The following is a 25,010-nucleotide window of genomic DNA, read 5'->3' as shown; positions in this document are numbered from 1 at the left end:
TCGGTCAATAACGCGGCTATCAGCTCATCGCCATTACGCGGGTCATGGCCTGGTCGTCTTCCTTGGCGCTGTTCATCATCTTGATGTGCAACTCGAACTGCTTGGAAAGCGCCAGGACCGCGGTCATTTCTTCAACCGCGTTGACGTTGCTCGCCTGCAGGAAACCCGAGGTCAGCGTGACGTTCGCATCGGCGACGGCCGGCTGGCCATCCTTGGTATGGATGGTGCCATCCAGGCCTTTATTCATATTCTTGAGGTCGGGCTGGACCAGCTTGATGCGGTCCACTTCAGCCATCACCCGCGGGCCTTCGCCCATGGCGCGGATGCTGATGGTGCCATCGGCGCCCACTTCGATTTTCTGCTGCGGCGGCACGGCGATCGGGCCACCGTTGCCCATGATCGGCATGCCGTTGCCGGCGCGCAGTACACCCAGCGCATCGACGTTCATGCTGGCACTGCGCACGTAGGCTTCACCGCCATCCGGGGTTTGCACCGCCATCCAGCCATTGCCGTTCACCGCCACATCCAGGTCGCGACCGGTCTCGATCATGGCGCCAGGGCTGAAGTCGGTAGCGGGACGTTCGGTCATGGCAAACGCACGCGCCGGAAAGCTGTCACCGAACACCGGCATCGAACGCGCCTGTTCCAGGTCACGTTGAAAACCGTTGGTGGAAATGTTCGCCAAGTTGTTGGCATGGGCCTTCTGCGCCAGTGCATTCTGGCTGGCGCCGGTCATTGCCACATAAAGGTACTTGTCCACGCTCTTTCCTCTTTCTGACGCAGGCTTGCCGCCCACCGCTGTACTGATGAGGCTTAAGCAATTTGCGAACCAACTTTTAAAAACAGGGGAAAGTCCAGGCGGGACTGGGGTTTGCGGGCAAGCAGCAGGATTTGAAGGACTGGAGATAGTCGAAAAAACGGCGGACTTATGCCGCTTACGGCAAGTACCCGTCTTACGGGTGACAGAGAACCAATGCGGGAGGGGCAGTTGGTTATTTGTCCGCCTTGAGGATTTCGTAATCACGCAACTTATTGGCGATGGTGGTGTGTGACACCCCCAGGCGTTTCCCCAACTGCCGGCTGCTGGGATGCTCGGCATACAGGCTCTCCAGCACCGCCTTCTCGAAGCGTCCGACGATCGCCTCCAAACCGCCCTCCAGGGAAAAGTCGCCAAGGGGTTGGCGCACGCCGTAGTCCGGCAGGCGGATGTGTTCGACCTTGACCGTCCCGCCGTCACACAGCGATACCGCCTGGAACAGCACGTTTTCCAGCTGCCGCACATTCCCCGGCCAGTGGTAGTGGCTGAGCTTGTCCATGGCGGCAGGCGCCAGCCTGGGCAGCGGGCAGCCAATCTGCCGGCTGGCCTGGTCGAGAAAGTGCTCGACCAGGGGAGCAAGGCCGTCGAGGCATTCGCGCAGGGGCGGGATATGCAAGGACAGCACGTTGAGGCGGTGATAGAGGTCCTGGCGGAATTCGCCACGGGCGCAGAGTTCGGACAGGTCCACCTGGGTGGCGCAGATCACCCGCACATCCAGGTACACCTCTTCGTCACTGCCCACGCGCCGAAAGCAGCCGTCCTGCAGGAAGCGCAGCAATTTCACCTGCAAGCGCGCGCTCATTTCCCCGACACCATCGAGAAACAACGTACCGCCTGACGTCAGCTCCAGCAGCCCGAGCTTGCCTTCGGCCCGCGCGCCTTCAAAAGCGCCGGGGCCGTAGCCGAACAATTCGGTCTCGGCCATCGACTCGGGCAGCCCGGCGCAGTTCAGCGCCATCAACGGCGATTGCCCGCGCGGGCTGGCCAGGTGGCAAGCGCGTGCCAACAACTCTTTGCCGGTGCCGGTTTCGCCTTCTATTAATAGAGGCGCATCCAACGGCGCCATGCGCCGGGCTTCACGCACCACGGCGGCCATGACCTTGGAGCTTTGGAAAATACTGTCGAAACCGCGCAGCTCCTGTTTGCGCACATTGTAGATACGCTCACCCACACGGTCGGCACGGTGCAGGGTCAACACGGCACCGGCCATGGCTTCGCTGTCGTCATGTTCGGAGGATTGCAGCGGTGCGATATCCGCCAGGAACACGTCACCCTTGACCTTGACCCGCAGGCCATTGATCCGCGATTTACTCGCGCGCACCAGTTCCGGCAAGTCGAAATCCTCGGCGTAGCGCGACAGCGGAATGCCCGGCACCTCGTCCACCCGTACCCCGAGCAACTGCGCGGCCGCACGGTTGGCGGCAACGATGGAGCCGCCCATGTCGATGGACAGCACCGGAAACTCAAGCGCACCGAGCAGCGCATTGAGCTCCATATGTCGACGCTCACTGGGCATCAGCCCTACCCGTTTAACGCCAAACACCCCGGCAATCGCCTCGAACTGCGGGCGCAGCGCCTGGAATTGCATGTTCACCAGGTTTGGGCAGAACAGGTAAATGGCGTTGCCATGCTCGCCACCCACCTCACCCTTGGCGACGTTGACGCCGTACTCCACCAACAGGTTGAGGATGTCCCGCAGGATGCCGATGCGGTTCTGGCAGTGCACTTTGATACGCATGAAAAGGCTCGAAAAGTGGGTAGGCGCCGCGTCTTTTTTTCGCTGGGCGCAGATAGTCGTCAAGATTATGTGACAGCTTGGGGGCTTTTCCCAGCCCAATACCGTATTGAGCCAAGCAAGCGTAACGAATACTTTACGAAAATCGGTAAATTTTCCTACATGAGCGCTTTTGAAGCCGATGGAATCTTGCCCCGCACGGCGTATCAATAGGCTCATTCCAGGACATAACAAGAACGAATGCCTAGCAGGAGAGCCGTATGAAGCAGACGCACTACGTGGCCCGCGAGCCCGATGCGCAAGGTTTTATCCACTACCCGCCGGAAGAACACGCGGTGTGGAACACCCTGATCACCCGCCAGTTGAAAGTGATCGAGGGCCGCGCGTGCCAAGAGTACCTGGACGGCATCGACAAGCTCGGCCTGCCCTTGGATCGCATCCCGCAACTGGGTGAAATCAACCAGGTGCTGGCCGCGACCACCGGCTGGCAAGTCGCTCGCGTGCCGGCGCTGATCCCCTTCCAGACCTTCTTCGAATTACTCGCCAACAAGCAGTTTCCGGTGGCGACCTTTATTCGTACCCGCGAAGAACTGGATTACCTGCAAGAGCCGGATATTTTCCACGAGATCTTTGGCCACTGCCCGCTGCTGACCAACCCGTGGTTTGCCGAGTTCACCCACACCTACGGCAAGCTCGGCCTGGCGGCCAGCAAGGAGCAACGGGTATACCTGGCGCGCCTGTACTGGATGACCATCGAGTTCGGCCTGGTGGATACCCCCGACGGCCGGCGTATCTACGGTGGCGGGATTTTGTCGTCGCCCAAGGAAAGCGTGTACTGCCTGTCCGACCAGCCTGAACATCAAGCCTTCGACCCGCTGGAAGCGATGCGCACCCCGTATCGCATCGACATCCTGCAACCGCTGTATTTCGTATTGCCCAACCTCAAGCGCCTGTTCGAAGTGGCGCAGGAAGACATCATGGGCATGGTCGAGCACGGTATGCAGTTGGGCTTGCACGCGCCGAAGTTCCCACCCAAGCCCAAAGCCGCGTGAGCCTCAGCTTTTAAGGCCAGGTGAGTCTGTTCCCTGGCCCCGCGTTGCTTTAGGGTGACGCCACTGACGACCGTTTTTAAACACTCGAATTCAGGACACCACCACATGACCACCTTGAACCAAGCCCACTGCGAAGCCTGCCGCGCCGATGCCCCGCAAGTCAGCGATGAAGAACTGCCGGTGCTGCTCAAGCAGATCCCCGACTGGAACATCGAAGTGCGCGACGGCGTGATGCAGCTGGAAAAGGTTTTCCTGTTCAAGAACTTCAAGTTCGCCCTGGCCTTTACCAACGCCATGGGTGAAATCTCCGAAGCCGAAGGCCATCACCCAGGCCTGCTCACCGAGTGGGGCAAGGTCACCGTGACCTGGTGGAGCCACTCCATCAAGGGCCTGCACCGCAACGACTTCATCATGGCCGCGCGCACCGACGAAGTGGCCAAGGACGCCGAGGGCCGCAAGTAATGCATTTCGATGCCATAGGCCGCGTGCCCGGCGACCCGATCCTCGGCTTGATGGACCTGTATGCCCAGGACGCCAACCCGCACAAGTTCGACCTCGGCGTGGGCGTTTATAAGGACGACCAGGGCCTGACGCCGATTCCCGCTTCGGTGAAGCGCGCCGAACAGCGCCTGGTCGACACCCAGGCCACCAAGACCTATATCGGCGGCCACGGTGATGCAGCCTTCGGCACACTGATCAGCGAACTGGTGCTGGGCGCCGACTCCGCCCTACTGCGCGAACACCGTGCCGGCGCGACCCAGACCCCAGGCGGCACCGGCGCCCTGCGCCTGAGCGCCGACTTTATCGCCCACAACCTGCCCGGCCGTGGCGTGTGGTTGAGCGACCCGACCTGGCCGATCCACGAAACCATCTTTGCCAAGGCCGGGCTCAGGGTCAGCCATTACCCCTACGTGGGCGCGGATAACCGCCTGGATGTGGCGGCGATGCTGGCAACCCTCTCCACCGTGCCCAAGGGCGACGTGGTCTTGCTGCACGCCTGCTGCCATAACCCGACCGGCTTCGACCTGTCCCAGGATGACTGGCGCCAGGTACTGCACATCGTGCGTGAGCGCCAGTTGCTGCCACTGATCGACTTCGCCTACCAGGGCTTTGGCGACGGCCTGGAGCAGGACGCCTGGGCGGTGCGCTTGTTTGCGGCTGAACTGCCGGAAGTACTGGTCACCAGCTCCTGCTCGAAGAACTTCGGCCTGTACCGCGACCGTGTCGGCGCGTTGATCGTGTGCGCGGCGGATGCCGAGAAGCTGAAGGATGTACGCAGCCAACTGGCGAATACCGCGCGCAACCTGTGGTCGACGCCGCCGGACCATGGTGCGGCGGTGGTCGCGACCATCCTGGGGGATGCCGAGCTGAAAAAGCAGTGGAGCGAGGAAGTCGAAGCCATGCGTGCGCGAATCGCGCAGTTGCGTTCAGGACTGGTGGAGGCGTTGGCGCCCCACGGTTTATCGGAGCGGTTTGCGCACATCGGGGCGCAACGCGGGATGTTTTCCTACACCGGCTTGAGTGCCGAGCAGGTCAAGCAACTGCGCGAGAAGCACAGCGTATACATGGTCAGTTCGGGACGGGCCAACGTGGCGGGGATCGATGCGACACGCCTGACACTTCTGGCCGAAGCCATCGCCGACGTCTCCCACTGAAGAAACACAAAACCAATCGTAGGAGCGAGCTTGCTCGCGAAGAACTCATAAGCACCGCGCCTATTCAGGCTGCACGCGTTATCGTTGACGTTTTTCGCGAGCAAGCTCGCTCCTACAGTTGGACTGTGGTTGGCCTTCAGTTTGTGATCATCTCAGCTTTCAACTGCGCTTCTTTCGCCTGGGCATCCGCCAACCGATACAACTCGATGCTCCCGTCCCAGTGCTCGATCAACGCCGTGCACGACTCCACCCAATCCCCGCAGTTGAGGTAATCCACCTCGCCCACCTTGCGAATCTCCGCATGGTGGATATGCCCGCACACCACGCCATGCAACTCGCGCCGGGTCACTTCGTGGGCGATGGCCTCTTCAAAATCGCTGATAAAGCTCACGGCGGTTTTGACCTTGTGTTTCAGGTACGCCGACAAAGACCAGTAGCCATAGCCGTAGCGGGCGCGCCAGTGGTTCAACCAGCGGTTCAAGGTGAGTGTGAACTCGTAGGCCGAGTCGCCCAGGAACGCCAGCCAACGGTGATAGCGGGTGATCACATCGAACTGGTCGCCGTGGATCACCAGCAGATGGCGACCGTCGGCCGTCACGTGCACCGCCTCATCCACCAACTGGATATTGCCCAGGATCAGCTTGGAGTAGCGGCGCAGGAACTCGTCGTGGTTGCCGGTGACGTAGATCACCTCGGTACCGCGCTTGGCCATGGTCAGCAGGCGACGGATCACGTTGGTATGGGCCTGGGGCCAATACATGCCGCCGCGCATTTTCCAGCCGTCGATGATATCGCCCACCAGGTAGACCTTATCGGCGTGGTAGCCCTTGAGGAACTGCGATAGGTGTTCGGCCTGGCAATCCCGGGTGCCCAGGTGCACGTCGGAAATCCACAGGGTACGAACCCGCTGCTTGCGGCTGGGCTTGGTGAACTCGGCACTGGTCATGGGCATCCCTCGACGCTGTTTTCGCGAGCTTGCGCCCTGGCGATTAATAGCCCATGACAGTCGTGCGTCAGTCCGATGACAGCGCCCGCCGGCCGCGAAGCGTTGTAGACTGGCGCCCTGCCGCCCAGGAGACCGCGATGAGACCGTCGCTCACGCTACGCCACTACCTCGAAGCGCCCATCGCCCACAGCCATGACCATGCGCAGTTGGTGTTCGGCCTGTCCGGCCACCTGGACCTGGAAGTCGACGGCCGTGGCAGCCAGGTGCGCGAAAGCAGCGTGATGGTGCTGCCCTTCTCCGCCCACCACGCCTGTGGCAGTCGCGATGGCAGCCGTTGCCTGGTGCTGGATGTGCCCACGGAGCATTGGCTCCTGCAATCCCTGGGCGAACACGCCGACGCCAGCCGCCGCCTGCTCGATCAACCGGCACGCGTGGCCCTGGATTCCCGGCAGCACCAACTGGTGCAATGGCTGGCGCACAGCCCCGTGGATGATCCATTGATCGTCCAACAGGGTGCGGTGCTGTTGCTGGCCAGCCTCAATCATCCGCAGGCCCCGCAACTGCCGGGCCGCCGCCTGCCGTATGCGGCATTCAATGCGCATATCGAGCGACACGTCGCCCATCCGTTGCAGGTCGCCGACCTGGCGCGTATCGCCGGCCTATCGGTGGCGCGCCTGCATGCGCGCTTCATCGCCGAATGCGGGCAGACGCCCATGGATTACATCCGCAGCCGGCGCCTGCAACTGGCCCTGAACCTGCTGCGCGAGACGCCGCTGCCCGTCGGTGAAATCGCCGTGCGGGTTGGCTACACCTCACAAAGTGCCTTTGCCGCCGCTATGCTGCGCGAATTCGGCGCCTCTCCCGGCGCGTTGCGGCGCGCCACATAGGGCGAGCCTTGCGCTAAAAATCGCGAGTCCCACGACAGACGCACACACCGGCACCCTCTAGACTGCGAACCTGTCACTCCCGTTGGTTCAAGGATCGCAATGACTCCCCGCTCAGCCCTCGGCGCCCTGCATATCGGCGCACTGATGTTTGGCCTCACCGGCGTATTCGGCAAGCTGGCGGCCGCCTCCCCGGCCATCATCGTCTTCGGGCGCGCCGCGTTTGCCGTGATTGCCCTGGCAGTGTTTGCACGCTTCGCCAGCAACGCCCCCTGGAAAACCCTGGCGCTGCAGGACTGGCGCCGCCTGCTGGTCAGCGGCGTGTTGCTGGCGGCGCATTGGGTGACGTTCTTCATTGCCGTCAAGGTCGCCGGCGTAGCCGTCGCCACGCTGGGGTTCACCGCATTCCCGGCGTTTACCGTGATCCTCGAAGGGCTGATCTTCCGCGAGCGTATCCGCGCCAATGAAATCGTGCTGGTGGCCTTGGTCACCGTTGGCCTGGTGCTGGTGACGCCGGACTTCAATCTCGCCAGCGAAGCCACGGGCGGCCTGCTTTGGGGGATTGTCTCGGGTTTGCTGTTCTCATTGTTGTCGCTGAACAACCGCGCCAGCTCCGGACGGATTCCCGCCGTGCAGGCAGCGCTGTGCCAGAACGTGGTGGTCGCGGTGTGCCTGCTGCCCGTGGCCGCGCCGGGGCTGGCGGACGTGCGCGCGCTGGACTGGTTGTGGATCGGCCTGCTTGGGGTGTTCTGCACCGGCCTGGCCCACAGCCTGTTTGTTGCCAGCCTCGCGGTGATCAAGGCGCGCACCGCCTCGGTGGTGTTCGCCATGGAGCCGGTCTACGGCATCACCGTGGCCTGGCTGCTGTTTGCCGAAACCCCGACCCTGCGCATGTTGCTGGGCGGCGCGTTGATCATCGTCGCCATCGTGCTTTCCGGGCTGATGGGCAGCGCCAGCCAGGCCAGACAGCCCGCTGCAACGGCCTGATCTATACTTTAAACATCCGCAACAGTCAGCCGTCGTTCAACGGATAAAGACTCCTCGACGACAGCCATGGTGTTTTCTGCAGTTGCTGCACGCGAGTGGTCACTCCATCAACGCGATGCAGGGGTTTCATCATGGAAATGTTCATCAGCTTGTTGGTTCAGATCATCAGCGGTGCCGTCGGTGGCAATTTGGCCGGCATGACCAAACAAAGCCTGGGCACCGGGCTCAATACCATGCTGGGGGGTGTCGGCGGGCTCGTGCTGGGCCAGGTCGTGGCCGCGCTGACCGGCACATCGGGCGGCGAGGCGCTGGATGTGGCGGCGGTCGGCAGCAATATCGTCGGCGGCGGCGTGGGCGGCCTGGTGCTGACCTGGGTCGTGGGCTTCATCAAAAGCAAGATGGCCGCCAAATAGCGGCGCACTGAGGGGTCACCGCCCTGATGTGGCGGTGACCTTCATGGCGTACGGTCGTTGTGGCCCAGGTCGCGGTGTGGGTCGACCTGGTCGCGCACCCGCTGCTTGAGCACCTTGGCTTCAGGGAAGCCACCATCCACCTTGCGCTCCCAGATCTGCACACCGTCGCAGGTGATCCGAAACGCACCGCCGGTGGCCGGTTCCAGCGCCACCCGGCCGAGGTCATCGGCAAACGTACTCAACAACTCCTGCGCCAGCCACGCGGCGCGCAGCAGCCACTGGCACTGGGTGCAATAGGTGATGACAATCTCGGGTTTGCTCAGCGACATAATTTGAGAGGCTCCTGGCGTAACGGGCTCGGTGGATCGGATGGCTATAATACCGGCCTTTATCGCCCAGCCTCGAGATTCATGATGCGCCGCCTGTTGTCCTGCCTGTTCCTGTGCCTGCTCCCGCTTCTTGCCGACGCCGTTGAGACGCCCGGCCCCAAAATCGGCCTGGTGTTGTCCGGCGGTGCCGCCCGAGGCCTGGCCCATATCGGCGTGCTCAAGGCCCTGGAGGAACAGGGTATTCATATCGACGCGATTGCCGGCACCAGCATGGGCGCGGTGATTGGCGGGCTGTATGCGTCGGGCTACAAGATCGATGAGCTGGAAAAACTGGCCCTGGGCATCGACTGGCAACAGGCGCTGTCCGACGCACCGCCACGGGAAGACGTGCCGTTTCGACGCAAGCAGGATGACCGGGATTTCCTGGTCAAGCAGAAGCTCAGCTTCCGCGATGACGGCAGCCTCGGCCTGCCCCTTGGCGTGATCCAGGGCCAGAACCTGGCGCTGCTGCTGGAAAGCATGTTCGCCCACACCAGCAACACGCGTAATTTCGACAAGCTGCCGATCCCCTTTCGCGCCGTGGCCACCGACATCACCACCGGCGAGAAAGTGGTATTCAGCAAGGGCCACCTGCCCCAGGTGATCCGCGCCAGCATGTCGATCCCGGCCGTGTTCGCGCCGGTGGAGCTGGATGGCCGCCTGCTGGTGGATGGCGGCATGACCGATAACATCCCACTGGATGTGGCGCGTGAGATGGGCGTGGACATCGCCATCGTGGTCGACATCGGCACCCCGTTGCGTTCACGCAAGCAACTGGCAACGGTGGTGGACGTGCTCAACCAGTCCATCACCCTGATGACCCGGCGCAACTCCGAAGAACAACTCAAGGCCCTGCATCCCAAGGACGTACTGATCCAGCCGCCCCTGGCCGCCTATGGCGTGACGGATTTCGGCCGCGCCAAGGACATGATCGATGCCGGCTACCGCGCCACCCGCGCCCTTGACGTTCGCCTGGCCCATTTGCGCCCCGCCGAGCCGATCGACCCGCAACTGGTAGCCGCGCGTACCCCGGGCGAACGCACCCCGGTGATCACCGCGATCAAGGTGGAGAACGACTCGAAGGTCAGCGACGACGTGATCCGCTACTACATCCGCCAACCGTTGGGCCAACCGCTGGAACTTGGCCGCCTGCAGACCGACATGGGCACCCTGTATGGCCTGGATTACTTCGAGCAGGTGCAATACCGCGTGGTGAAAAAGGGCCAGGACAACACCCTGGTGATCAGCGCGCGCGGCAAACGCAGCGGCACCGACTACCTGCGCCTGGGCCTGAACCTGTCGGACGACATGCGCGGCGACAGCGCCTTCAACCTCGGCGCCAGCTACCGCATGAACGGCATCAATCGCCTGGGCGCCGAGTGGCTGACGCGGGTACAGATCGGTGATCGGCAGGAGCTTTACAGCGAGTTCTACCAGCCGATGGATACCGGTTCGCGCTATTTTGTCGCGCCGTATATCAGCGCCCAGGCACAGAACGTCGAGCTGATCCTGGACAACGACCCCATCTCAGAATACCGCCTGGAACGCTACGGCTTCGGCCTCAACGTGGGGCGGCAGATCGGCAACAGCGGCGAGATCCGCTTCGGCGTCGGCGAGGCCTGGGGCAAGGCGGATGTGCGCATCGGCGACCGCGACCTGCCAAGTGTGAGCTTCAGCGAAGGCTTCTATGAACTGAAGTATTCATTCGACTCCCTGGATAACGTGTACTTCCCCCACAGCGGCGAGGACATTGGCTTGGCGTTTCGCGAATTCGAACCGGGGTTGGGCTCGGACCAGCGCTATCGACAATGGGAGTTCAAGCTGGACAAGGCCATGAGCCATGGTCCGGACACCCTGGTACTGGGCGGGCGCTACGGGCGTACCCTGGATGATTCGGACGTGGTGATTTCCAGCTTCCTGCTGGGGGGTGCGCGGCAGTTGTCGGGCTTCCGCCAGGATGCGATATCCGGGCAGAACATCAGCTTGATGCGCGCGGTGTACTACCGCCGGCTGACACCGCGCTCCTACCTGCCGCTGGATTTCCCGCTGTACCTGGGCGCGTCCCTGGAACGCGGCCGGGCATGGAACAACGACAATGAATTCGACAGCGGCTATATCAACGCCGCGAGTATTTTCCTCGGGTTTGATACACCGCTGGGGCCGCTGAATTTCAGCTATGGCTTCAACGATGATAATCAGAAGGCGGTGTACCTGAACCTGGGGCAGACGTTCTGATACAACGCTGCACCCGTGTTGGAGCGGCTATTAATTGTGGTGAGCGGGCTTGCCCCGCGCTGGGCTGCGGAGCGGCCCTGAAACCAGGCCCTGCGGTTTTTCTGAAGAATCGCGGCGGGCTCATTGGGGCCGCTTCGCAGCCCAGCGCGGGGCAAGCCCGCTCACCACAGCAAGTCCCCCACATTTTGATCGTCACTTCACCTGGGATCAGGACTTTTCCAGGTTCGCCAGAATGTGCCCATGCACCCGCATGCAGACACGCATATCTTCTTCGTCAACGCCCATAAACAGTTCCTGGCGCAAAGCCGTGGCAATAGTCTCGATCTGCTCGATCAACGGCTTGGCGGTGTCACATAGCAAGATGCGCTTGGCGCGACGGTCTTCCACCACGGCCTGGCGTTGCACCAGGCCCTGGCCTTCGAGGCTGTCGAGCAACCGGGCCAGGGTCGGCCCTTCTACACCGACGCTTTGCGCCAACTCACGCTGGGTGGGAGCTTCTTCAAAACGGGCCAGGTGCAGCAGCACCAGCCAGCGCGCCTGGGACAGGCCCAGCCCGGCCAAACGGCGGTCGAGCTCGGCGCGCCAACCTCGGGACATTTGCGCCAGTTGCATGCCAAAACGGTGTTGATCGGTTAACGGCATAAAAAACTCATGGTTTAGACTGAAAATAAAGTATGGCTAATTATTAGTCAGCTAAGCATGAGCCATGTCACTAGGCAAGAGTTGCTATGTACTGATTCGTTACATTGTCGTAATTGGCACACTAAATTTCGAATTCAGACTGCAAAGCGGCCCGCACGCAGTACAAAACCCCCTCAGGAACACGCCCGGTAAACAGCGGTGCAATCTCCGCAACCGGTGGCAATTCGCCTTCTCCGTCAAGGAATGCGTCCTGGATCTCGCCGAGCAAATCCTCCGGCAAATCAAGGGCCTGCTCCAGGGACAACTGCTGCTTGCCGATGGATTCGGCCAGCAAGGTGTAGACGTTTTTCTCCGAGCATTGCAGCTGGCCGGCGATCTGGATCGGGGTCATGCCGGCGCGGGCCAGGCTGATCAGTTCATGGCGAATATCGGCGATTTCCTTCGGCGCTTCGGCCTGGCCACCGAGCACTTCGAGGAACGCCTGGCCGTAGCGCTCCAGCTTACGCGCACCGACGCCGCTGACCCGCGCCATTTCGGCCATGGTGGTGGGCTGCTCGCGCAGCATCTCCAGCAACGTGGAGTCGGGAAAAATAACGTACGGCGGCACGCTGTGTTCCTGGGCCAGTTTGCGTCGCAGGGTACGCAGGGCTTCCCACTGTTCGCGCTCCTCGCCCCGTACAAGCTGGCTGGCCTGGCTGGTGCTGGTCTTGGCGGTGGTTTGCGGCTTTAGGTCGCGGCGCAGCTCCAGGCTCACCTCGCCCTTGAGCAACGGCCGGCAGCTGTCGTTCAGGCGCAGGCCGCCATACCCTTCGATATCGATGTCCACCAGACCGCGCGCGACCATCTGTCGGAACAACGAACGCCATTCGCCCTCGGCACGGGCCTTGCCGACGCCGTAGACCGAGAGTTTCTCGTGGCCGAAGCTGCGTACTTTTTCGTTGTCCTTGCCCAGCAATACATCCACCAGATGACCGACGCCATAACGCTGGCCGGTGCGATAGATCGTCGACAACGCCTGGCGGGCGGGCTCGGTGGCGTCCCAGGTCTGCACCCCATCGATGCAGTTATCGCAGTGGCCGCACGGTTGCGGCATGTCCTCGTCGAAGTAGGCCAGCAAGGTCTGGCGGCGGCAGCGGGTCTCTTCACACAACGAGAGCATCGCGTCGAGCTTGTGCTGCTCCAGGCGCTTGTGGCGCTCATCGCCTTCGGAGTTCTGCAGCATCTGCTTGAGCATCACCACGTCCTGCAGGCCGTAGACCATCCAGGCATCCGCCGGCAGGCCATCACGGCCGGCACGACCGGTCTCCTGGTAATAGGCCTCGAGGGACTTGGGCAGGTCCATATGGGCCACGAAGCGCACGTTGGATTTGTCGATGCCCATGCCGAACGCGATGGTGGCCACCATGATCAGGCCTTCCTCGTTGAGAAAACGCTTCTGGTGGGCAGCGCGCGTTTCGTTGGGCAGTCCGGCGTGGTACGGCAGCGCCGGGTAGCCCTGCTCGCAGAGGAACGCGGCCACTTCATCGACCTTCTTGCGCGACAGGCAATAGACAATGCCCGCATCGCTGCGTCGCTCGGAAAGGAATGCCAGCAACTGCTTGCGCGGCTGCTCCTTGGGTACGATGCGGTAGAAAATATTTGGCCGGTCGAAACTCGACAGGAACCGCTCGGCGTTCTGCAGGTGCAGGCGCTCGACGATTTCTTCACGGGTGCGCTTGTCGGCCGTGGCGGTCAGGGCGATGCGCGGGACGTCCGGGAACAGCTCCGCCAGTTGACCGAGCTGCAAATATTCGCGGCGGAAATCATGCCCCCATTGCGATACGCAGTGGGCTTCGTCGATGGCGAACAGGGCAATTTCCAGGCTCTGCAAAAACGCCAGCATGCGCGGCTGCACCAGGCGCTCAGGTGCCAGATAAAGCATCTTCACTTCACCGCGCTTGATCCGCGCGGCCAGGTCGCGTTGCTGCTCGGCACTGAGGGTGGAGTTCAAGGCGGCGGCAGCGACGCCAAGTTCTTCCAGGGTCGCAACCTGGTCGTCCATCAACGCGATCAGGGGCGACACCACCACTGCCAGCCCGTTGCGCAACAACGCCGGCACCTGGAAGCACAACGACTTGCCACCACCGGTAGGCATCAGGACCAGGGCATCACCGCCCTTGGCCACGCGCTCAATGATCGCACCCTGGCGGCCACGAAAGCTGTCGTAGCCGAAGATGTCCTTGAGGACGCGTTGAGCCTGATCGAGCATGTATAACTCCAACAAAATAGTGCCGAAATCCCTCTGTACAGGCTGGTCGAAAAAATACGGGCTCACGGAAAATAATCCGTAAGCGAAGTTTTCTCGACCTGGCGCTTGGCCTGCAGGGGCATCACAAAACGCGGCAGTATACCCGAGCGTCATCCGGCAAAGGGCGCCGCTGACGAATTGCAGCCCGTCTCTAAAACCTGGCAAATATGCACGCCGACTGGCTTGGGCGCGCAAGAAAGCCTAGAATTCAGCATCGTTTATTCCCAAGGTAGTCCTTCAATGTCCTTCGCTGAGCAACTAACCCGCCTGCAAGCCTTCCTCGACGCCGATGAGCTGCATGACGAGGCGCTGGACTACGTGGCCGCCCACGGCTACCTGACCGCCCTGTCGATCTGCTCCGAGGTCGTTCCCGACCGTGAATGGATCGACGCACTGTTCGCCGAAGAGCCGCACTACGCCGACGCCGCCCAGCGCGAAGAAATCGAATCCACCCTGCTGGCCCTCAAGGCCCACATCTCTCGCCAACTGGCCTCCGATGAAGAGTTCGAGTTGCCGTGCGAGCTGGACCTGGGCGAGGAGCCGGACGACTCCGACCTGCGCGGCTGGTGCATCGGCTTCATGGAAGGTGTGTTCCTGCGTGAAGCCGCCTGGTTCGAAACCGCCGAGGAAGAAGTCAGCGAAATGCTTTTGCCGATCATGGTCGGCTCGGGGCTGTTTGAGGAAGAAGCTGAATTTTCCGACATCGCCGCCGACGCCAACCTGATGGACGACATGATCGTACAGATCCCCGAAGCGCTGACCGCCCTGTACCTGCTGTGCAACGCCCCTGACGAAAAACCGGCGATCCTCAAGCCACGCCACCACTGAGTCGCTTGCCCGTGACACCCATGGGCAATCGCTCGCTGCTCCTGCGCTACGTGCTGCTGGCCATCGGCTGGCTGAGCGTAGCGTTGGGAGTGATCGGTATTTTCCTGCCGGTATTGCCGACCACCCCCTTCCTCCTGCTCGCCGCCGCCTGCTTCGCTCGAAGCTCCCCGCGTTTCTATCAGTGGCTGGTGGAACACCCGCGCCTGGGCCCCTGGATTCGTGACTACCTGGACGGCAACGGCATCCCGCTCAAGGGCAAGTTCTACGCCATCGGCCTGATGTGGCTGAGTATCGGTTTTTCCTGCTACCTGGTGCCGTTGCCATGGGCACGTGGCTTCATGCTGACCAGCGCCGTGCTGGTGACAATCTACATCCTGCGCCAGAAAACCTTGCCACCGCGCTGAGCGCCCCCTGCGACATTAGATCCCACACGACCTTGGTCGACACTGACTAACCCCAGGCATCATGCGAGACTGTCCAACCGGGCCTGGAATGCCTGGGTGTTCTCATGCTCGGAGTTACCATGACGCTGTCCAGCGGGCTGATCGCCGCCGTTGCCCTGGCCTATATGGCCATTATGTTTGCCATCGCCTTCTACGGTGACCGCCGCCGTGCGCCGCTGCCGCCGCGCATGCGTGCCTGGGTCTATAGCCTGTCGCTGGCCGTCTACTGCACCAGCTGGACCTTCTTCGGCGCCGTAGGCCAGGCCGCCGAACAGCTGTGGGCGTTCTTACCGATCTACCTGGGACCGGTGCTGTTGCTGGTGTTGGCACCCTGGGTCCTGCAGAAGATGATCCTGATCAGCAAGCAGGAAAACATCACCTCCATCGCCGACTTCATCGCCGCACGCTATGGCAAATCCCAGTCCCTGGCGGTGGTGGTCGCGCTGATCTGCCTGGTGGGCGTGCTGCCTTATATCGCCCTGCAACTCAAAGGCATTGTGCTGGGGGTCAACCTGCTGATTGGCGCAGGTGCCGATACCACCGGCACCCGAGCCCAGGACACGGCGCTGATCGTGTCCCTGGTGCTGGCGCTGTTCACCATTGTGTTCGGTACCCGCAACCTCGACGCCACCGAACACCACCGCGGCATGGTGCTGGCGATTGCGTTTGAATCGTTGGTGAAGCTGTTCGCCTTTCTCGCGGTCGGGGCGTTTGTGACCTACGGCCTGTACGACGGTTTCGGCGACCTGTTCAGCCAGGCGATGCTCGCGCCACGCCTGGAGGAATACTGGAAGGAAACCATCAACTGGCCGTCGATGGTGGTACAGACCGGCGTCGCCATGATGGCGATCATCTGCTTGCCTCGGCAGTTCCATGTGACGGTCGTGGAGAACATCGACCCCCAGGATCTGCGCCTGGCCAAGTGGGTGTTCCCGGCCTACCTGATCCTCGCCGCGCTGTTTGTCGTGCCGATCGCCTTGGGCGGCAAAATGATGCTGCCCGGCTCGGTGCTGCCGGACTCCTACGTGATCAGCCTGCCCATGGCCGAAGCCCACCCGGCCCTCGCCGTGCTGGCGTTTATCGGCGGTGCGTCGGCGGCCACCGGCATGGTGATCGTGGCGAGCATCGCCTTGTCGACCATGGTCTCCAACGACATGCTGCTGCCCTGGCTGCTGCGCCGTTCCAGCGCCGAGCGGCCGTTCGAAGTGTTCCGCCACTGGATGCTGTCGGTGCGCCGGGTCAGCATCGTGATCATCCTGCTGCTGGCGTATGTCAGCTACCGCCTGCTGGGCTCCACCGCGAGCCTGGCGACCATCGGCCAGATCGCGTTTGCCGCGGTGACTCAACTGGCCCCGGCCATGCTTGGCGCACTGTATTGGAAGCAAGCCAACCGACGCGGTGTATTTGCGGGGCTGGCGGCGGGTACGTTCCTGTGGTTCTACACCTTGGTCCTGCCGGTTACCGCGAAAAGCCTGGGTTGGTCCCTCGCCATTTTCCCGGGGCTGACGTGGATGCATTCGCAGCCGCTCGGTTTGTCCGTCACCTCACTGACCCTGGGCACCGTGTTCTCCCTGGCCGGTAACTTCACGCTGTTCGTGTGGGTGTCGATGCTGTCGCGCACACGTGTCTCGGAACACTGGCAAGCCGGGCGCTTTATCGGCCAGGAAATCAGCCAGCGCGCCAATGCCCGCTCGATGCTGTCGGTACAGATCAGCGACCTGCTCAGCCTGGCCGCGCGGTTTGTCGGCGAAGAACGGGCCCAGCAGAGTTTTATCCGCTTCGCCTATCGCCAGGGCAAAGGCTTTAACCCCAACCAGAATGCCGACAACGACTGGATCGCACACACCGAGCGATTGCTGGCCGGTGTGCTCGGCGCATCCTCGACTCGGGCCGTGGTGAAAGCGGCGATCGAGGGGCGGGAAATGCAGCTCGAGGACGTCGTACGTATCGCCGACGAAGCCTCGGAAGTGCTGCAATTCAATCGCGCATTGCTGCAGGGCGCTATCGAGAACATCACCCAGGGCATCAGTGTGGTGGACCAGTCCCTCAAGCTGGTGGCCTGGAACCGGCGTTACCTGGAGTTGTTCAATTACCCGGACGGGCTGATCAGCGTAGGCCGACCGATTGCCGACATCATCCGCTACAACGCCGAGCGCGGCCTGTGCGGGCCGGGGGAAGCCGAGGTCCACGTGGCGCGCCGCCTGCATTGGATGCGCCAGGGCCGCGCGCATACCTCAGAGCGGCTGTTCCCGAATGGGCGGGTGATCGAGCTGATCGGCAACCCGATGCCCGGCGGCGGCTTCGTCATGAGCTTCACCGACATTACCGCGTTCCGCGAGGCCGAGCAGGCACTCACCGAGGCCAACGAAGGCCTCGAGCAACGGGTGACCGAGCGCACCCACGAACTGTCGCAGCTCAATGTGGCGCTCACCGATGCCAAGGGCGTTGCCGAGTCCGCCAGCCAGTCAAAGACGCGCTTCCTCGCGGCCGTCAGCCATGACCTGATGCAACCGCTGAACGCCGCCCGCCTGTTCTCCGCTGCCCTTTCCCACCAGAACGACGGCCTGTCCAGCGAAGCCCGGCAACTGGTACAGCACCTGGACAGCTCGCTGCGTTCGGCCGAAGACCTGATCAGCGACCTGCTGGATATCTCGCGCCTGGAAAACGGCAAGATCAACCCGCAGCGCCAGCCCTTTGTGCTCAACGAACTGTTCGACACCCTCGGCGCGGAATTCAAGGCCCTGGCCCAGGAACAAGGCCTGCGTTTTCGCCTGCGCGGCAGCCGCTTGCGCGTCGACAGTGACATCAAGTTGCTGCGACGGATCTTGCAGAATTTTCTGACTAACGCTTTCCGGTATGCCGACGGCCCGGTGCTGCTGGGCGTACGTCGGCGCAAGGGCGAGCTGTGCCTGGAAGTCTGGGACCGAGGCCCTGGCATCCCGTTGGATAAACAGAAGGTGATCTTCGAAGAGTTCAAACGCCTGGACAGCCACCAGACCCGCGCCGAGAAAGGCCTGGGCCTGGGTCTGGCGATTGCCGACGGCCTGTGCCGGGTGCTGGGCCATCGCCTGAGCGTGCGCTCATGGCCCGGCAAGGGCAGCGTGTTCAGCGTGCGTGTGCCGCTGGCACGCAACCAGGCCAGTCCGCAGGTCAAGCCTACCCAGGAGAACGGCCTGCCGTTAAGCGGCGCGCAAGTACTCTGCGTGGACAACGAAGAGAGCATCCTGATCGGTATGCGCAGCCTGCTGACACGCTGGGGCTGTGAAGTGTGGACCGCCACCGACCAGGCCCAATGTGCGGCGCTGCTGGAGCAAGGCGTACGCCCGCAACTGGCACTGGTGGATTACCACCTCGACCACGGTGAGACTGGCACCGAGCTCATGGGCTGGCTGCGGGCGCAAATGGCGGAGCCGATTCCCGGCGTGGTCATCAGTGCCGACGGCCGCCCGGAGATGGTGGCAGAGGTGCATGCGGCGGGGCTGGATTACCTCGCCAAACCGGTGAAGCCCGCCGCGCTGCGGGCGTTGCTGAGTCGACACTTACCGCTATAAACCGGATGTACTCAGTCAACATGTGGGAGGGGGCTACACCCCTTCCACCTTTCGGATTGTGTTTATTCGGGCAGGTGCGCGACGCCGTCGGCGTCGGTCATCGCCCGCTCCAGCAAATCCGCCGGCAGGCTTTTGCTGGCACGCGCACCGAGCAACCTTAATTGCTCGGTGCGACTGACCAGGTTTCCGCGCCCATCTGTCAGCTTGTTCCGCGCCGCGCTGTAAGCCTTATCCAACTGCTGCAGACGATTGCCCACCTCATCCAGATCCTGGATAAACAGCACGAACTTGTCGTACAGCCACCCGGCGCGTTCGGCGATTTCGCGGGCGTTCTGGCTTTGACGCTCTTGCTTCCAGAGACTGTCGATCACCCGCAGGGTGGCGAGCAGCGTCGTTGGGCTGACGATCACGATATGCCGGTCGAAAGCTTCTTGGAACAGATTCGGTTCGGCCTGCAAGGCCGCGGAAAAAGCGGCTTCGATCGGTACGAACAACAACACGAAATCCAGGCTGTGCAGGCCTTCCAGGCGTTTGTAATCCTTACCGGCCAAGCCTTTGACGTGATTGCGCAGCGACAGTACGTGCTGCTTCAAGGCTGCCTGGCCGATCACCTCATCATCCGCTGCGACATACTGCTGGTACGCGGTCAGGCTGACCTTGGAGTCCACCACCACCTGCTTGTCACCGGGCAACATGATCAGCACATCCGGCTGGAAACGCTCGCCGTCCGGCCCCTTGAGGCTGACCTGGGTCTGGTACTCGCGGCCCTTCTCCAGGCCGGCGTGCTCCAGCACCCGTTCGAGGATCAGCTCGCCCCAGTTGCCCTGGGTTTTCTGGCCCTTGAGGGCGCGGGTCAGGTTGGTGGCTTCGTCTGACAGACGCAGGTTCAGCTGCTGCAGGCGTTCAAGCTCCTTGGCCAGGGAAAAGCGCTCGCGAGCCTCGTTCTGATAGCTCTCTTCCACGCGTTTTTCGAAGGACTGGATGCGTTCCTTCAAGGGATCGAGCAACTGGCCCAGGCGCTCCTGGCTGGTCTCGGCAAAGCGCTGCTCGCGCTCATCGAAGATCTTGCCGGCCAGCTCAGCGAACTGCGCACGCAACTCGTCCCGCGAGCCTTGCAGGTCGGCGAGGCGCTGCTGATGGCTTTCCTGCTGCTCGCGCAGTTCGGCGCGCAAGGCGGCCGACAGTGCGTCGAGGCGGCGTAATTCGGTTTCCTTGGCGCTGCGGTCAAGGTTCCAGGCGTGGGCGGCGTCGCGGGCGTTGTCGCGATCGATCTGCAACAGCTCGACCTCGCGGCGCACTGCAGCCAGGTCAGCTTGCTTGGCGGCGTTGGCCTGGCTCAGATCGCTGATTTCATCGCGACTGGCATCCAGTTGAGCGGCGAGGCCCTCCTGGGCCAGTTGCGCAGTGGCCAGGCGCTCTTCGAGCAGCTCCCAGCCAGTGGTCCGCGCGGTCAACCGCCGCTGAATCTGCCAGCACACCGCCAATAAAGGCACTGTGGCGCCAGCCAGGCCCAGGGCAACACTGGTCCAGTCAAAAACCATAGCCATTTCTGCCATCACCGAAAAGGAGCAAGGTTAACCAAGCGTAGAGCGTGAGGACAGCTCAGTCTTCGACCTGACCCAGTTCCCGTTGGGCACGGCGGTCACCGGCACGGGCGGCCAGGCGCAGCAGATCGTGGCCGATGCGGCGGTCGCGGGCGTTGCCGCACTCGCGGCACATCAATTGGCCCAGACGGCTTTGCGCAGCCACTACGCCCTCACGGGCCGGCTGCTTGAGCAAGCGCCCGGCGAAGTGTTTGATGTTGGTGCTATGGCCCAGGCGTGGGCTGTCGAGCAACCACAGGGCGACTTTCAAGGAAAAACGCTTGGGTGCGGTAACAGTCTGGGAGGTATCGGTAACAGAAGGTGATACTAAGCGAAACTTCATAAAGCACTGTGGGACAGAACGGAAGGCGCGCCACTCTACTCTTTTTTTCGCACAGGTAAAGCTGAAAAAACCCGGCACGCCCGTTCTAGAGCAAGCGCTTGGGACAATCCACAGAAGCTGTGGATAACTCAGTGGACAACCAGCCTTTAACTCGCGCAAAGGCCCATGGAACGGGGCCCACAGTCAAACTGACGATTTTTTCACCAATAAAAAAAAGCCAGATTTTTCATTGACTTAAATTTCCATTGCAGGCAAATGGCGGCCCTGTCCAGCGATTGACAGCCAGGTTACACACGCCGCAACTAATGTGCACAAGTACCGATCCGATGGTTATATCCCCGGCTTTTTTTGAAGCGATAGCCTTCAAAAATGTTACCGCCGAGGCAAAACAGGGACTTTTCAAATCTTTGCCAGCTCGCCACACTGCCCGACGGACAACACAACGCTGAGTGGGCCGATGAAAGGAATGCTGTTATTCGCCGTGTTGTTACTGGCCATCTGTGCCATTTCATTAGGGATAAATGTCGTACTGCCATCCCCGGATGGGGCGTTGTTTGCCATCGCCATCCTGCTATCGGCCGCGTTCACCGCCGTGAGCCTGTGCATCGAGCTGGGTGAAGGGCGTATCGATGACATGGGCGATGTGATGAAGATGGTCGAGACCGGCCAATCCTTGCGCCTGACCCTGGCCGCCTATGGGTTGGGTTGTTCCCTGGCCGCCGCCGTCACGGTGCTGGTGTATCGCGGCCTGCTGGGCGGCTGATTGAAGTTTTTTGACTAGCACGCTTCCATTGCCTGTTTCAATCCGTTACTATCCGCAGCGTTAGTACCAAGCTGAAAGTCAATTCTGGTCGAACAACTCCCCTGAACAACACGGGATCGACCACCTCGATGGTTTCCAGGTATCACTTGCGACGACACTGCCTTTGAACAAGCAAAGGGTGCCGCGAAGTTTTAATACTCTGACCGAACCAACCTGCAAATTGATCAGGATCTTCACCCCGGGCCCAGAACCTTTGCCCTTGTTGTGTTGCCTGCCCTCCTAAGTACCTACCTGCCAGCCCAAGCGCGCCTAACTTAATCAGCGCTTCAAACTGGCTGCTTTGTTCCAGTCGGGTTCTTCGTTTGATCAATGGTGATCAACGTTACTGGAACGTTTTAACGTTGCACGGTTCTTATCCGTGTCATTTGTAGGAACACCAATAATATGTCCGCTATCCACACTCAGGATGCCATTCGCACCCTCACCAACGCTTTTGCCCCAATGAACTGCCTGATCATGGCCGCTCGCAAAGGCTGCTTCAGCTTCACCCTGGTCAACGAACACGGCATCGCCCGTCACAGCGAACGCCTGTACCCCGATCAATACTCCAGCGCTGAACCGCTGCAGGCCGTGATCGAGCGTACCCGTCAGGCACTGGTTGCCTGATCGACCCGAGTCGCTGAAACACAAAAAACCCTGTTTAAAACACAGGGTTTTTTATTGCCCGTCATTCTTGCCTCGAGTATTTGCACTAAGTTCAAATCGATATAAACGTTATAACTGGTTGAAGAAGATGTTTTAAAAACAGTCCTTTACCTCATGAATATGACACTACACTTCAACTCAAGCGGCATGATCCGCTTCCGACGAGCCTGAGAGCCGATCCACTGCTGCCAAGCCCCCTTTCTCAGGGCTCGTCGACCCTTTTCACGGATTGAGGCATGTATGGGTATCGCAGCCAGTGAATTGTGTCGCTATGTGATCCGGCCGACCTTGACGTACCTCGGCCAGCAGAGCCCAACGGCTGAGTCACTGCTGCTGGGTATCGCCGCCAGCCAGTCGGAATTGGGTTCTGCCCTGCATGATCGACGCGGCCACGGCCTGTACAGCATCACCGAACCTCGCCATCGCGCCTTGTGGGATAACTACCTGGCGCTCGATCCCGAGCGTGCCAGCCTGGTACGCGGGCTCGCCAGCCAACACGCCTTTCTCAGTGCGCCCCAACTGGAACTCACCGTAAACCTGCGTTATGCCACGGCCATCGCCTGGCTCCTGGTCGAACAACACAGCCCCGCCCTGCCACCACCCGGTGATGTTTTAGCCATGGCGCGTATCTGGAAAGAAATATTTCATCCTCAAGGAAGGCTGCGGGATTTCACCCAGGCCTGGCAAACCTGTGTTTCGCCCTTGAATCACGTGGCCTGCTGACCGGGCAATTTGCAAGATTCGGCAAAAAAGCCGAATTTTGGTCGGATTGTCCTACAAAACCGCTCTATCTCCTGCATTACAGCCTATAGCGCGATGTTAATTTTATTGATACTTTCCGCTGCGGTGATCACCACGGAGTTCTAATAATGAAAAAAGTAATGCTCAAGACCACACTTAGCCTCGCCGTTGCCATGGCATCCTCCCAACTGTTCGCAAGCGGTTTCGCACTGAACGAACAGAGCGTCAGCGGGATGGGTACGGGTTTCGCAGGTCGCTCTTCTTCTGCCGATGATGCAAGCACTGTCTACGGTAACCCGGCCGGTATGTCCCGTCTGAATGGCCAACAAATCACCGGTGGTGTCGCTGCCATTGATGCGTCGACCGATATCAGCAATACCGGTGGCAACTCTCGCGGTTCCAACAAAGGCGACATGGTTCCGTTCACCGCGGTGCCATTCGGTTTCTACACCAACAAACTCAACGATCAGTGGGCTATCGGCTTCGGTGTATACGCACCGTTCGGCCTGGTGACCGACTATGAAAACGGCTTCCAGGGTCGCGGCTTCGGCAGCAAGAGCGAAGTGAAGGTCATGACCTTCCAGCCCACTGTCAGCTATGCGTTCAATGATCGTGTATCCATCGGCTTTGGCCCGACCATCAACCGGATTTCCGGTGTGCTTGAGTCGGACAAGACCCTCAGCCCGCTTGCCTCCGACACCAACGTCAAAATCAAGGGTGACGATACCGCCCTGGGTTTCAACGTCGGCGTATTGGTCCAGGCCACCGACACCACTCGCGTGGGCCTGACCTACCACTCGAAGGTCAAGTACAAGCTGGAAGGCCACACCACGGTCAGCGGCCCAGCGGCCACTCAACCGTTCCTGCGTAACAACCGTTACGACGCTTCGTTGAAAATCGACACCCCAGAGTCCTACGACCTGTCGGTCACCCAAGACCTGACCGACGCCTGGAAACTCTACGGCGGTGCAACCTGGACGCGTTGGAGTCGCCTGAAAGAGATCACCGTCAACAACGAAGGCGTAACAGCTGCAGGCGGCTTACTGGCGCCAAGCCAACTGGGCTCTATCACTGAAGAACAAAATTGGCACGACACCTGGGCCTACGCCGTGGGTACCTCGTATCAGTTGACCAAGCAAGTCGTGCTGCGTACCGGCCTGACCTTCGACCAATCCCCGGCCAACAACACCGATCGTTCGCCGCGCATCCCGACGGGCGACCGTACGATCTTCAGCGTGGGCCTGGGCTACAAAGTCATGGATAACATGACCGTCGACCTGGCGTATTCGTACCTGAAAGAAGAAGACGTCAAGATCAACCAGACGGCTAACGCCCCGTCGACAGCCAGTTACCGCGCCAAGTACGAAAACAGTGCCAACGGTTTCGGCCTGGGCATGACCTACACCTTCTGATCCGCACGGGTGTAAAAAAGCCCCGCTCTCCTGCAAGGGAGGCGGGGCTTTTCAGTGCCCGATAATCAGGGTTTGGACGCTATCGCCTGCTCCACCGCCTTGATCAGGTCGGGGCTGTCCGGCTTGGTGAGGCTGGAGAAATCGGCAATCACCTTGCCCTGGCGGTCCACCACGTACTTGTAGAAATTCCACTTCGGCGCATTGCTCTGCTGCGCCAATACCTTGAACAGGTGCACCGCGTCCGGCCCCTTGACCTTCTGCGGCTCGGTCATGGTGAAGGTCACGCCGTAGTTCACGTAGCAGACCTTGGCGGTTTCTTCGCCGGTCTTGGCTTCCTGCTTGAAGTCATCGGATGGCACGCCGATCACCTCCAACCCTTCATCCTTGTAGCGCTGATACAGCGCTTCGAGGCCTTTGAATTGCGGCGCGAACCCGCAAAAGCTCGCCGTGTTGACGATCACCAGGGACTTGCCGGCAAAACGTTGGCACAGGTCGATGGATTCCTTGGCGCGCAACTTGGGCAATTGACCCTCCAGCAACGGCGGGCAATCGGCAGCCAACGCCACGCCGCCAAAAGCAGCCATCAGCACAGGTACAGCCAGCCAGCGCATCTGCATGTC

23 protein-coding genes are annotated in these 25,010 nt (G+C 61.2%); 14 read left to right on the top strand and 9 right to left on the bottom strand.

What is annotated here, in order from left to right; all coding sequences use genetic code 11:
* Positions 1-19: 19 nt before the first annotated feature.
* A complete protein-coding gene (locus PspCFBP13509_RS12585; protein ID WP_090400044.1) occupies positions 20-760 on the bottom strand; it encodes a flagellar basal body rod protein FlgF in 741 nt (246 codons plus the stop codon).
* Between the two features lie 232 nt (positions 761-992).
* Complete coding sequence (locus PspCFBP13509_RS12580) at positions 993-2,555, bottom strand: sigma-54-dependent transcriptional regulator (protein WP_074847412.1); 1,563 nt, start codon at positions 2,553-2,555, stop codon at positions 993-995.
* A 257-nt stretch (positions 2,556-2,812) separates the two neighbouring features.
* On the opposite strand from PspCFBP13509_RS12580, the gene phhA reads away from it, so the two are divergent.
* The 3 genes from phhA (at position 2,813) to PspCFBP13509_RS12565 (ending at position 5,259) form a co-directional block, all read left to right on the top strand.
* On the top strand, positions 2,813-3,604 hold the full coding sequence (gene phhA / locus PspCFBP13509_RS12575) for a phenylalanine 4-monooxygenase (protein ID WP_065924944.1): 792 nt from the start codon (positions 2,813-2,815) through the stop codon (positions 3,602-3,604).
* 105 nt (positions 3,605-3,709) lie between these two features.
* Entirely contained in the window at positions 3,710-4,066 is a 357-nt protein-coding gene (locus tag PspCFBP13509_RS12570) for a 4a-hydroxytetrahydrobiopterin dehydratase (protein WP_010208721.1), read from the top strand.
* Entirely contained in the window at positions 4,066-5,259 is a 1,194-nt protein-coding gene (locus PspCFBP13509_RS12565) for an amino acid aminotransferase (protein WP_065946833.1), read from the top strand. Before PspCFBP13509_RS12570 ends, PspCFBP13509_RS12565 begins: the two co-directional genes overlap by 1 nt.
* A 136-nt stretch (positions 5,260-5,395) precedes the next feature.
* Here the strand turns inward: PspCFBP13509_RS12565 and PspCFBP13509_RS12560 are convergent, their stop codons facing one another.
* Positions 5,396-6,205 carry a UDP-2,3-diacylglucosamine diphosphatase gene (locus tag PspCFBP13509_RS12560; protein WP_065924942.1) on the bottom strand — a complete coding sequence of 270 codons (810 nt, stop codon included), beginning with the start codon at positions 6,203-6,205 and terminating at the stop codon, positions 5,396-5,398.
* 137 nt (positions 6,206-6,342) lie between these two features.
* On the opposite strand from PspCFBP13509_RS12560, the gene PspCFBP13509_RS12555 reads away from it, so the two are divergent.
* The 3 genes from PspCFBP13509_RS12555 (at position 6,343) to PspCFBP13509_RS12545 (ending at position 8,489) form a co-directional block, all read left to right on the top strand.
* Positions 6,343-7,092, top strand: coding sequence for a helix-turn-helix transcriptional regulator (locus PspCFBP13509_RS12555; protein WP_137212123.1), 750 nt, complete (start codon positions 6,343-6,345; stop codon positions 7,090-7,092).
* A 99-nt stretch (positions 7,093-7,191) separates the two neighbouring features.
* Complete coding sequence (locus PspCFBP13509_RS12550; RefSeq protein WP_065946835.1) at positions 7,192-8,076, top strand: DMT family transporter; 885 nt, start codon at positions 7,192-7,194, stop codon at positions 8,074-8,076.
* 131 nt (positions 8,077-8,207) lie between these two features.
* Positions 8,208-8,489 carry a hypothetical protein gene (locus tag PspCFBP13509_RS12545; RefSeq protein WP_027603827.1) on the top strand — a complete coding sequence of 94 codons (282 nt, stop codon included), beginning with the start codon at positions 8,208-8,210 and terminating at the stop codon, positions 8,487-8,489.
* A gap of 41 nt (positions 8,490-8,530) precedes the next feature.
* Here PspCFBP13509_RS12545 and PspCFBP13509_RS12540 read toward each other — a convergent pair whose 3' ends face one another.
* On the bottom strand, positions 8,531-8,818 hold the full coding sequence (locus PspCFBP13509_RS12540) for a SelT/SelW/SelH family protein (RefSeq protein ID WP_137212122.1): 288 nt from the start codon (positions 8,816-8,818) through the stop codon (positions 8,531-8,533).
* A gap of 84 nt (positions 8,819-8,902) precedes the next feature.
* On the opposite strand from PspCFBP13509_RS12540, the gene PspCFBP13509_RS12535 reads away from it, so the two are divergent.
* The gene (locus PspCFBP13509_RS12535; protein WP_137212121.1) at positions 8,903-11,092 is read left to right on the top strand and encodes a patatin-like phospholipase family protein; all 2,190 of its coding nucleotides are present in this window, start codon (positions 8,903-8,905) and stop codon (positions 11,090-11,092) included.
* Positions 11,093-11,299: 207 nt separating this feature from the next.
* Here PspCFBP13509_RS12535 and PspCFBP13509_RS12525 read toward each other — a convergent pair whose 3' ends face one another.
* Together PspCFBP13509_RS12525 and recQ are read right to left on the bottom strand one after the other, a co-directional pair.
* Positions 11,300-11,734 carry a MarR family transcriptional regulator gene (locus tag PspCFBP13509_RS12525; protein ID WP_065924937.1) on the bottom strand — a complete coding sequence of 145 codons (435 nt, stop codon included), beginning with the start codon at positions 11,732-11,734 and terminating at the stop codon, positions 11,300-11,302.
* 121 nt (positions 11,735-11,855) lie between these two features.
* A complete protein-coding gene (gene recQ, locus PspCFBP13509_RS12520; protein ID WP_137212120.1) occupies positions 11,856-13,982 on the bottom strand; it encodes a DNA helicase RecQ in 2,127 nt (708 codons plus the stop codon).
* 279 nt (positions 13,983-14,261) lie between these two features.
* Here recQ and PspCFBP13509_RS12515 point away from each other — a divergent pair, with 279 nt between their 5' ends.
* The 3 genes from PspCFBP13509_RS12515 to PspCFBP13509_RS12505 all read left to right on the top strand — a co-directional run bounded on the left by PspCFBP13509_RS12515 (position 14,262) and on the right by PspCFBP13509_RS12505 (position 18,843).
* Positions 14,262-14,849, top strand: coding sequence for a UPF0149 family protein (locus PspCFBP13509_RS12515; RefSeq protein ID WP_027603822.1), 588 nt, complete (start codon positions 14,262-14,264; stop codon positions 14,847-14,849).
* 20 nt (positions 14,850-14,869) lie between these two features.
* A complete protein-coding gene (locus tag PspCFBP13509_RS12510; RefSeq protein ID WP_065946837.1) occupies positions 14,870-15,253 on the top strand; it encodes a YbaN family protein in 384 nt (127 codons plus the stop codon).
* A 119-nt stretch (positions 15,254-15,372) separates the two neighbouring features.
* Positions 15,373-18,843, top strand: a complete 3,471-nt coding sequence (locus PspCFBP13509_RS12505; protein ID WP_137212119.1) for a hybrid sensor histidine kinase/response regulator — start codon at positions 15,373-15,375, stop codon at positions 18,841-18,843.
* Positions 18,844-18,905: 62 nt separating this feature from the next.
* Here the strand turns inward: PspCFBP13509_RS12505 and rmuC are convergent, their stop codons facing one another.
* Positions 18,906-20,270 (bottom strand): DNA recombination protein RmuC, encoded by a 1,365-nt coding sequence (gene rmuC / locus PspCFBP13509_RS12500; RefSeq protein WP_174562748.1) that lies wholly within the window; start codon positions 20,268-20,270, stop codon positions 18,906-18,908.
* Between the two features lie 175 nt (positions 20,271-20,445).
* On the bottom strand, positions 20,446-20,769 hold the full coding sequence (locus tag PspCFBP13509_RS12495; protein WP_065924934.1) for a hypothetical protein: 324 nt from the start codon (positions 20,767-20,769) through the stop codon (positions 20,446-20,448).
* A 457-nt stretch (positions 20,770-21,226) separates the two neighbouring features.
* Here PspCFBP13509_RS12495 and PspCFBP13509_RS12490 point away from each other — a divergent pair, with 457 nt between their 5' ends.
* From PspCFBP13509_RS12490 to PspCFBP13509_RS12470, 4 genes are all read left to right on the top strand, one after another.
* The gene (locus PspCFBP13509_RS12490) at positions 21,227-21,532 is read left to right on the top strand and encodes a hypothetical protein (protein WP_065924933.1); all 306 of its coding nucleotides are present in this window, start codon (positions 21,227-21,229) and stop codon (positions 21,530-21,532) included.
* A 444-nt stretch (positions 21,533-21,976) separates the two neighbouring features.
* Positions 21,977-22,198: a hypothetical protein gene (locus tag PspCFBP13509_RS12480; protein WP_010563939.1), complete on the top strand. Its 222-nt coding sequence runs from the start codon at positions 21,977-21,979 to the stop codon at positions 22,196-22,198.
* Positions 22,199-22,477: 279 nt separating this feature from the next.
* Complete coding sequence (locus tag PspCFBP13509_RS12475) at positions 22,478-22,960, top strand: hypothetical protein (protein WP_065946840.1); 483 nt, start codon at positions 22,478-22,480, stop codon at positions 22,958-22,960.
* A 146-nt stretch (positions 22,961-23,106) separates the two neighbouring features.
* A complete protein-coding gene (locus tag PspCFBP13509_RS12470; RefSeq protein ID WP_065924931.1) occupies positions 23,107-24,390 on the top strand; it encodes an OmpP1/FadL family transporter in 1,284 nt (427 codons plus the stop codon).
* Positions 24,391-24,455: 65 nt separating this feature from the next.
* Here the strand turns inward: PspCFBP13509_RS12470 and PspCFBP13509_RS12465 are convergent, their stop codons facing one another.
* Entirely contained in the window at positions 24,456-25,007 is a 552-nt protein-coding gene (locus PspCFBP13509_RS12465; protein ID WP_137212118.1) for a glutathione peroxidase, read from the bottom strand.
* Positions 25,008-25,010: the final 3 nt, after the last annotated feature.

Origin of the sequence: Pseudomonas sp. CFBP13509 (assembly GCF_005233485.1) — a bacterium.
Classification (GTDB): Bacteria; Pseudomonadota; Gammaproteobacteria; order Pseudomonadales; family Pseudomonadaceae; genus Aquipseudomonas; species Aquipseudomonas marginalis.
This window is presented reverse-complemented; position numbering and strand designations above follow the sequence as displayed.

What these genes read in the sequence shown, in the direction of transcription:
- PspCFBP13509_RS12540 (WP_137212122.1), bottom strand. Translation starts at nt 8,818, where the DNA reads ATGTCGCTGAGCAAACCCGAGATTGTCATCACCTATTGCACCCAGTGC.
- recQ (WP_137212120.1), bottom strand. Translation starts at nt 13,982, where the DNA reads ATGCTCGATCAGGCTCAACGCGTCCTCAAGGACATCTTCGGCTACGAC.
- PspCFBP13509_RS12570 (WP_010208721.1), top strand. Translation starts at nt 3,710, where the DNA reads ATGACCACCTTGAACCAAGCCCACTGCGAAGCCTGCCGCGCCGATGCC.
- PspCFBP13509_RS12475 (WP_065946840.1), top strand. Translation starts at nt 22,478, where the DNA reads ATGGGTATCGCAGCCAGTGAATTGTGTCGCTATGTGATCCGGCCGACC.
- PspCFBP13509_RS12480 (WP_010563939.1), top strand. Translation starts at nt 21,977, where the DNA reads ATGTCCGCTATCCACACTCAGGATGCCATTCGCACCCTCACCAACGCT.
- PspCFBP13509_RS12510 (WP_065946837.1), top strand. Translation starts at nt 14,870, where the DNA reads ATGGGCAATCGCTCGCTGCTCCTGCGCTACGTGCTGCTGGCCATCGGC.
- PspCFBP13509_RS12490 (WP_065924933.1), top strand. Translation starts at nt 21,227, where the DNA reads ATGAAAGGAATGCTGTTATTCGCCGTGTTGTTACTGGCCATCTGTGCC.
- PspCFBP13509_RS12550 (WP_065946835.1), top strand. Translation starts at nt 7,192, where the DNA reads ATGACTCCCCGCTCAGCCCTCGGCGCCCTGCATATCGGCGCACTGATG.
- PspCFBP13509_RS12535 (WP_137212121.1), top strand. Translation starts at nt 8,903, where the DNA reads ATGCGCCGCCTGTTGTCCTGCCTGTTCCTGTGCCTGCTCCCGCTTCTT.
- PspCFBP13509_RS12465 (WP_137212118.1), bottom strand. Translation starts at nt 25,007, where the DNA reads ATGCAGATGCGCTGGCTGGCTGTACCTGTGCTGATGGCTGCTTTTGGC.
- PspCFBP13509_RS12555 (WP_137212123.1), top strand. Translation starts at nt 6,343, where the DNA reads ATGAGACCGTCGCTCACGCTACGCCACTACCTCGAAGCGCCCATCGCC.
- PspCFBP13509_RS12560 (WP_065924942.1), bottom strand. Translation starts at nt 6,205, where the DNA reads ATGACCAGTGCCGAGTTCACCAAGCCCAGCCGCAAGCAGCGGGTTCGT.
- PspCFBP13509_RS12515 (WP_027603822.1), top strand. Translation starts at nt 14,262, where the DNA reads ATGTCCTTCGCTGAGCAACTAACCCGCCTGCAAGCCTTCCTCGACGCC.
- PspCFBP13509_RS12470 (WP_065924931.1), top strand. Translation starts at nt 23,107, where the DNA reads ATGAAAAAAGTAATGCTCAAGACCACACTTAGCCTCGCCGTTGCCATG.
- PspCFBP13509_RS12545 (WP_027603827.1), top strand. Translation starts at nt 8,208, where the DNA reads ATGGAAATGTTCATCAGCTTGTTGGTTCAGATCATCAGCGGTGCCGTC.
- PspCFBP13509_RS12565 (WP_065946833.1), top strand. Translation starts at nt 4,066, where the DNA reads ATGCATTTCGATGCCATAGGCCGCGTGCCCGGCGACCCGATCCTCGGC.
- PspCFBP13509_RS12580 (WP_074847412.1), bottom strand. Translation starts at nt 2,555, where the DNA reads ATGCGTATCAAAGTGCACTGCCAGAACCGCATCGGCATCCTGCGGGAC.
- PspCFBP13509_RS12505 (WP_137212119.1), top strand. Translation starts at nt 15,373, where the DNA reads ATGACGCTGTCCAGCGGGCTGATCGCCGCCGTTGCCCTGGCCTATATG.
- phhA (WP_065924944.1), top strand. Translation starts at nt 2,813, where the DNA reads ATGAAGCAGACGCACTACGTGGCCCGCGAGCCCGATGCGCAAGGTTTT.
- PspCFBP13509_RS12495 (WP_065924934.1), bottom strand. Translation starts at nt 20,769, where the DNA reads ATGAAGTTTCGCTTAGTATCACCTTCTGTTACCGATACCTCCCAGACT.
- PspCFBP13509_RS12525 (WP_065924937.1), bottom strand. Translation starts at nt 11,734, where the DNA reads ATGCCGTTAACCGATCAACACCGTTTTGGCATGCAACTGGCGCAAATG.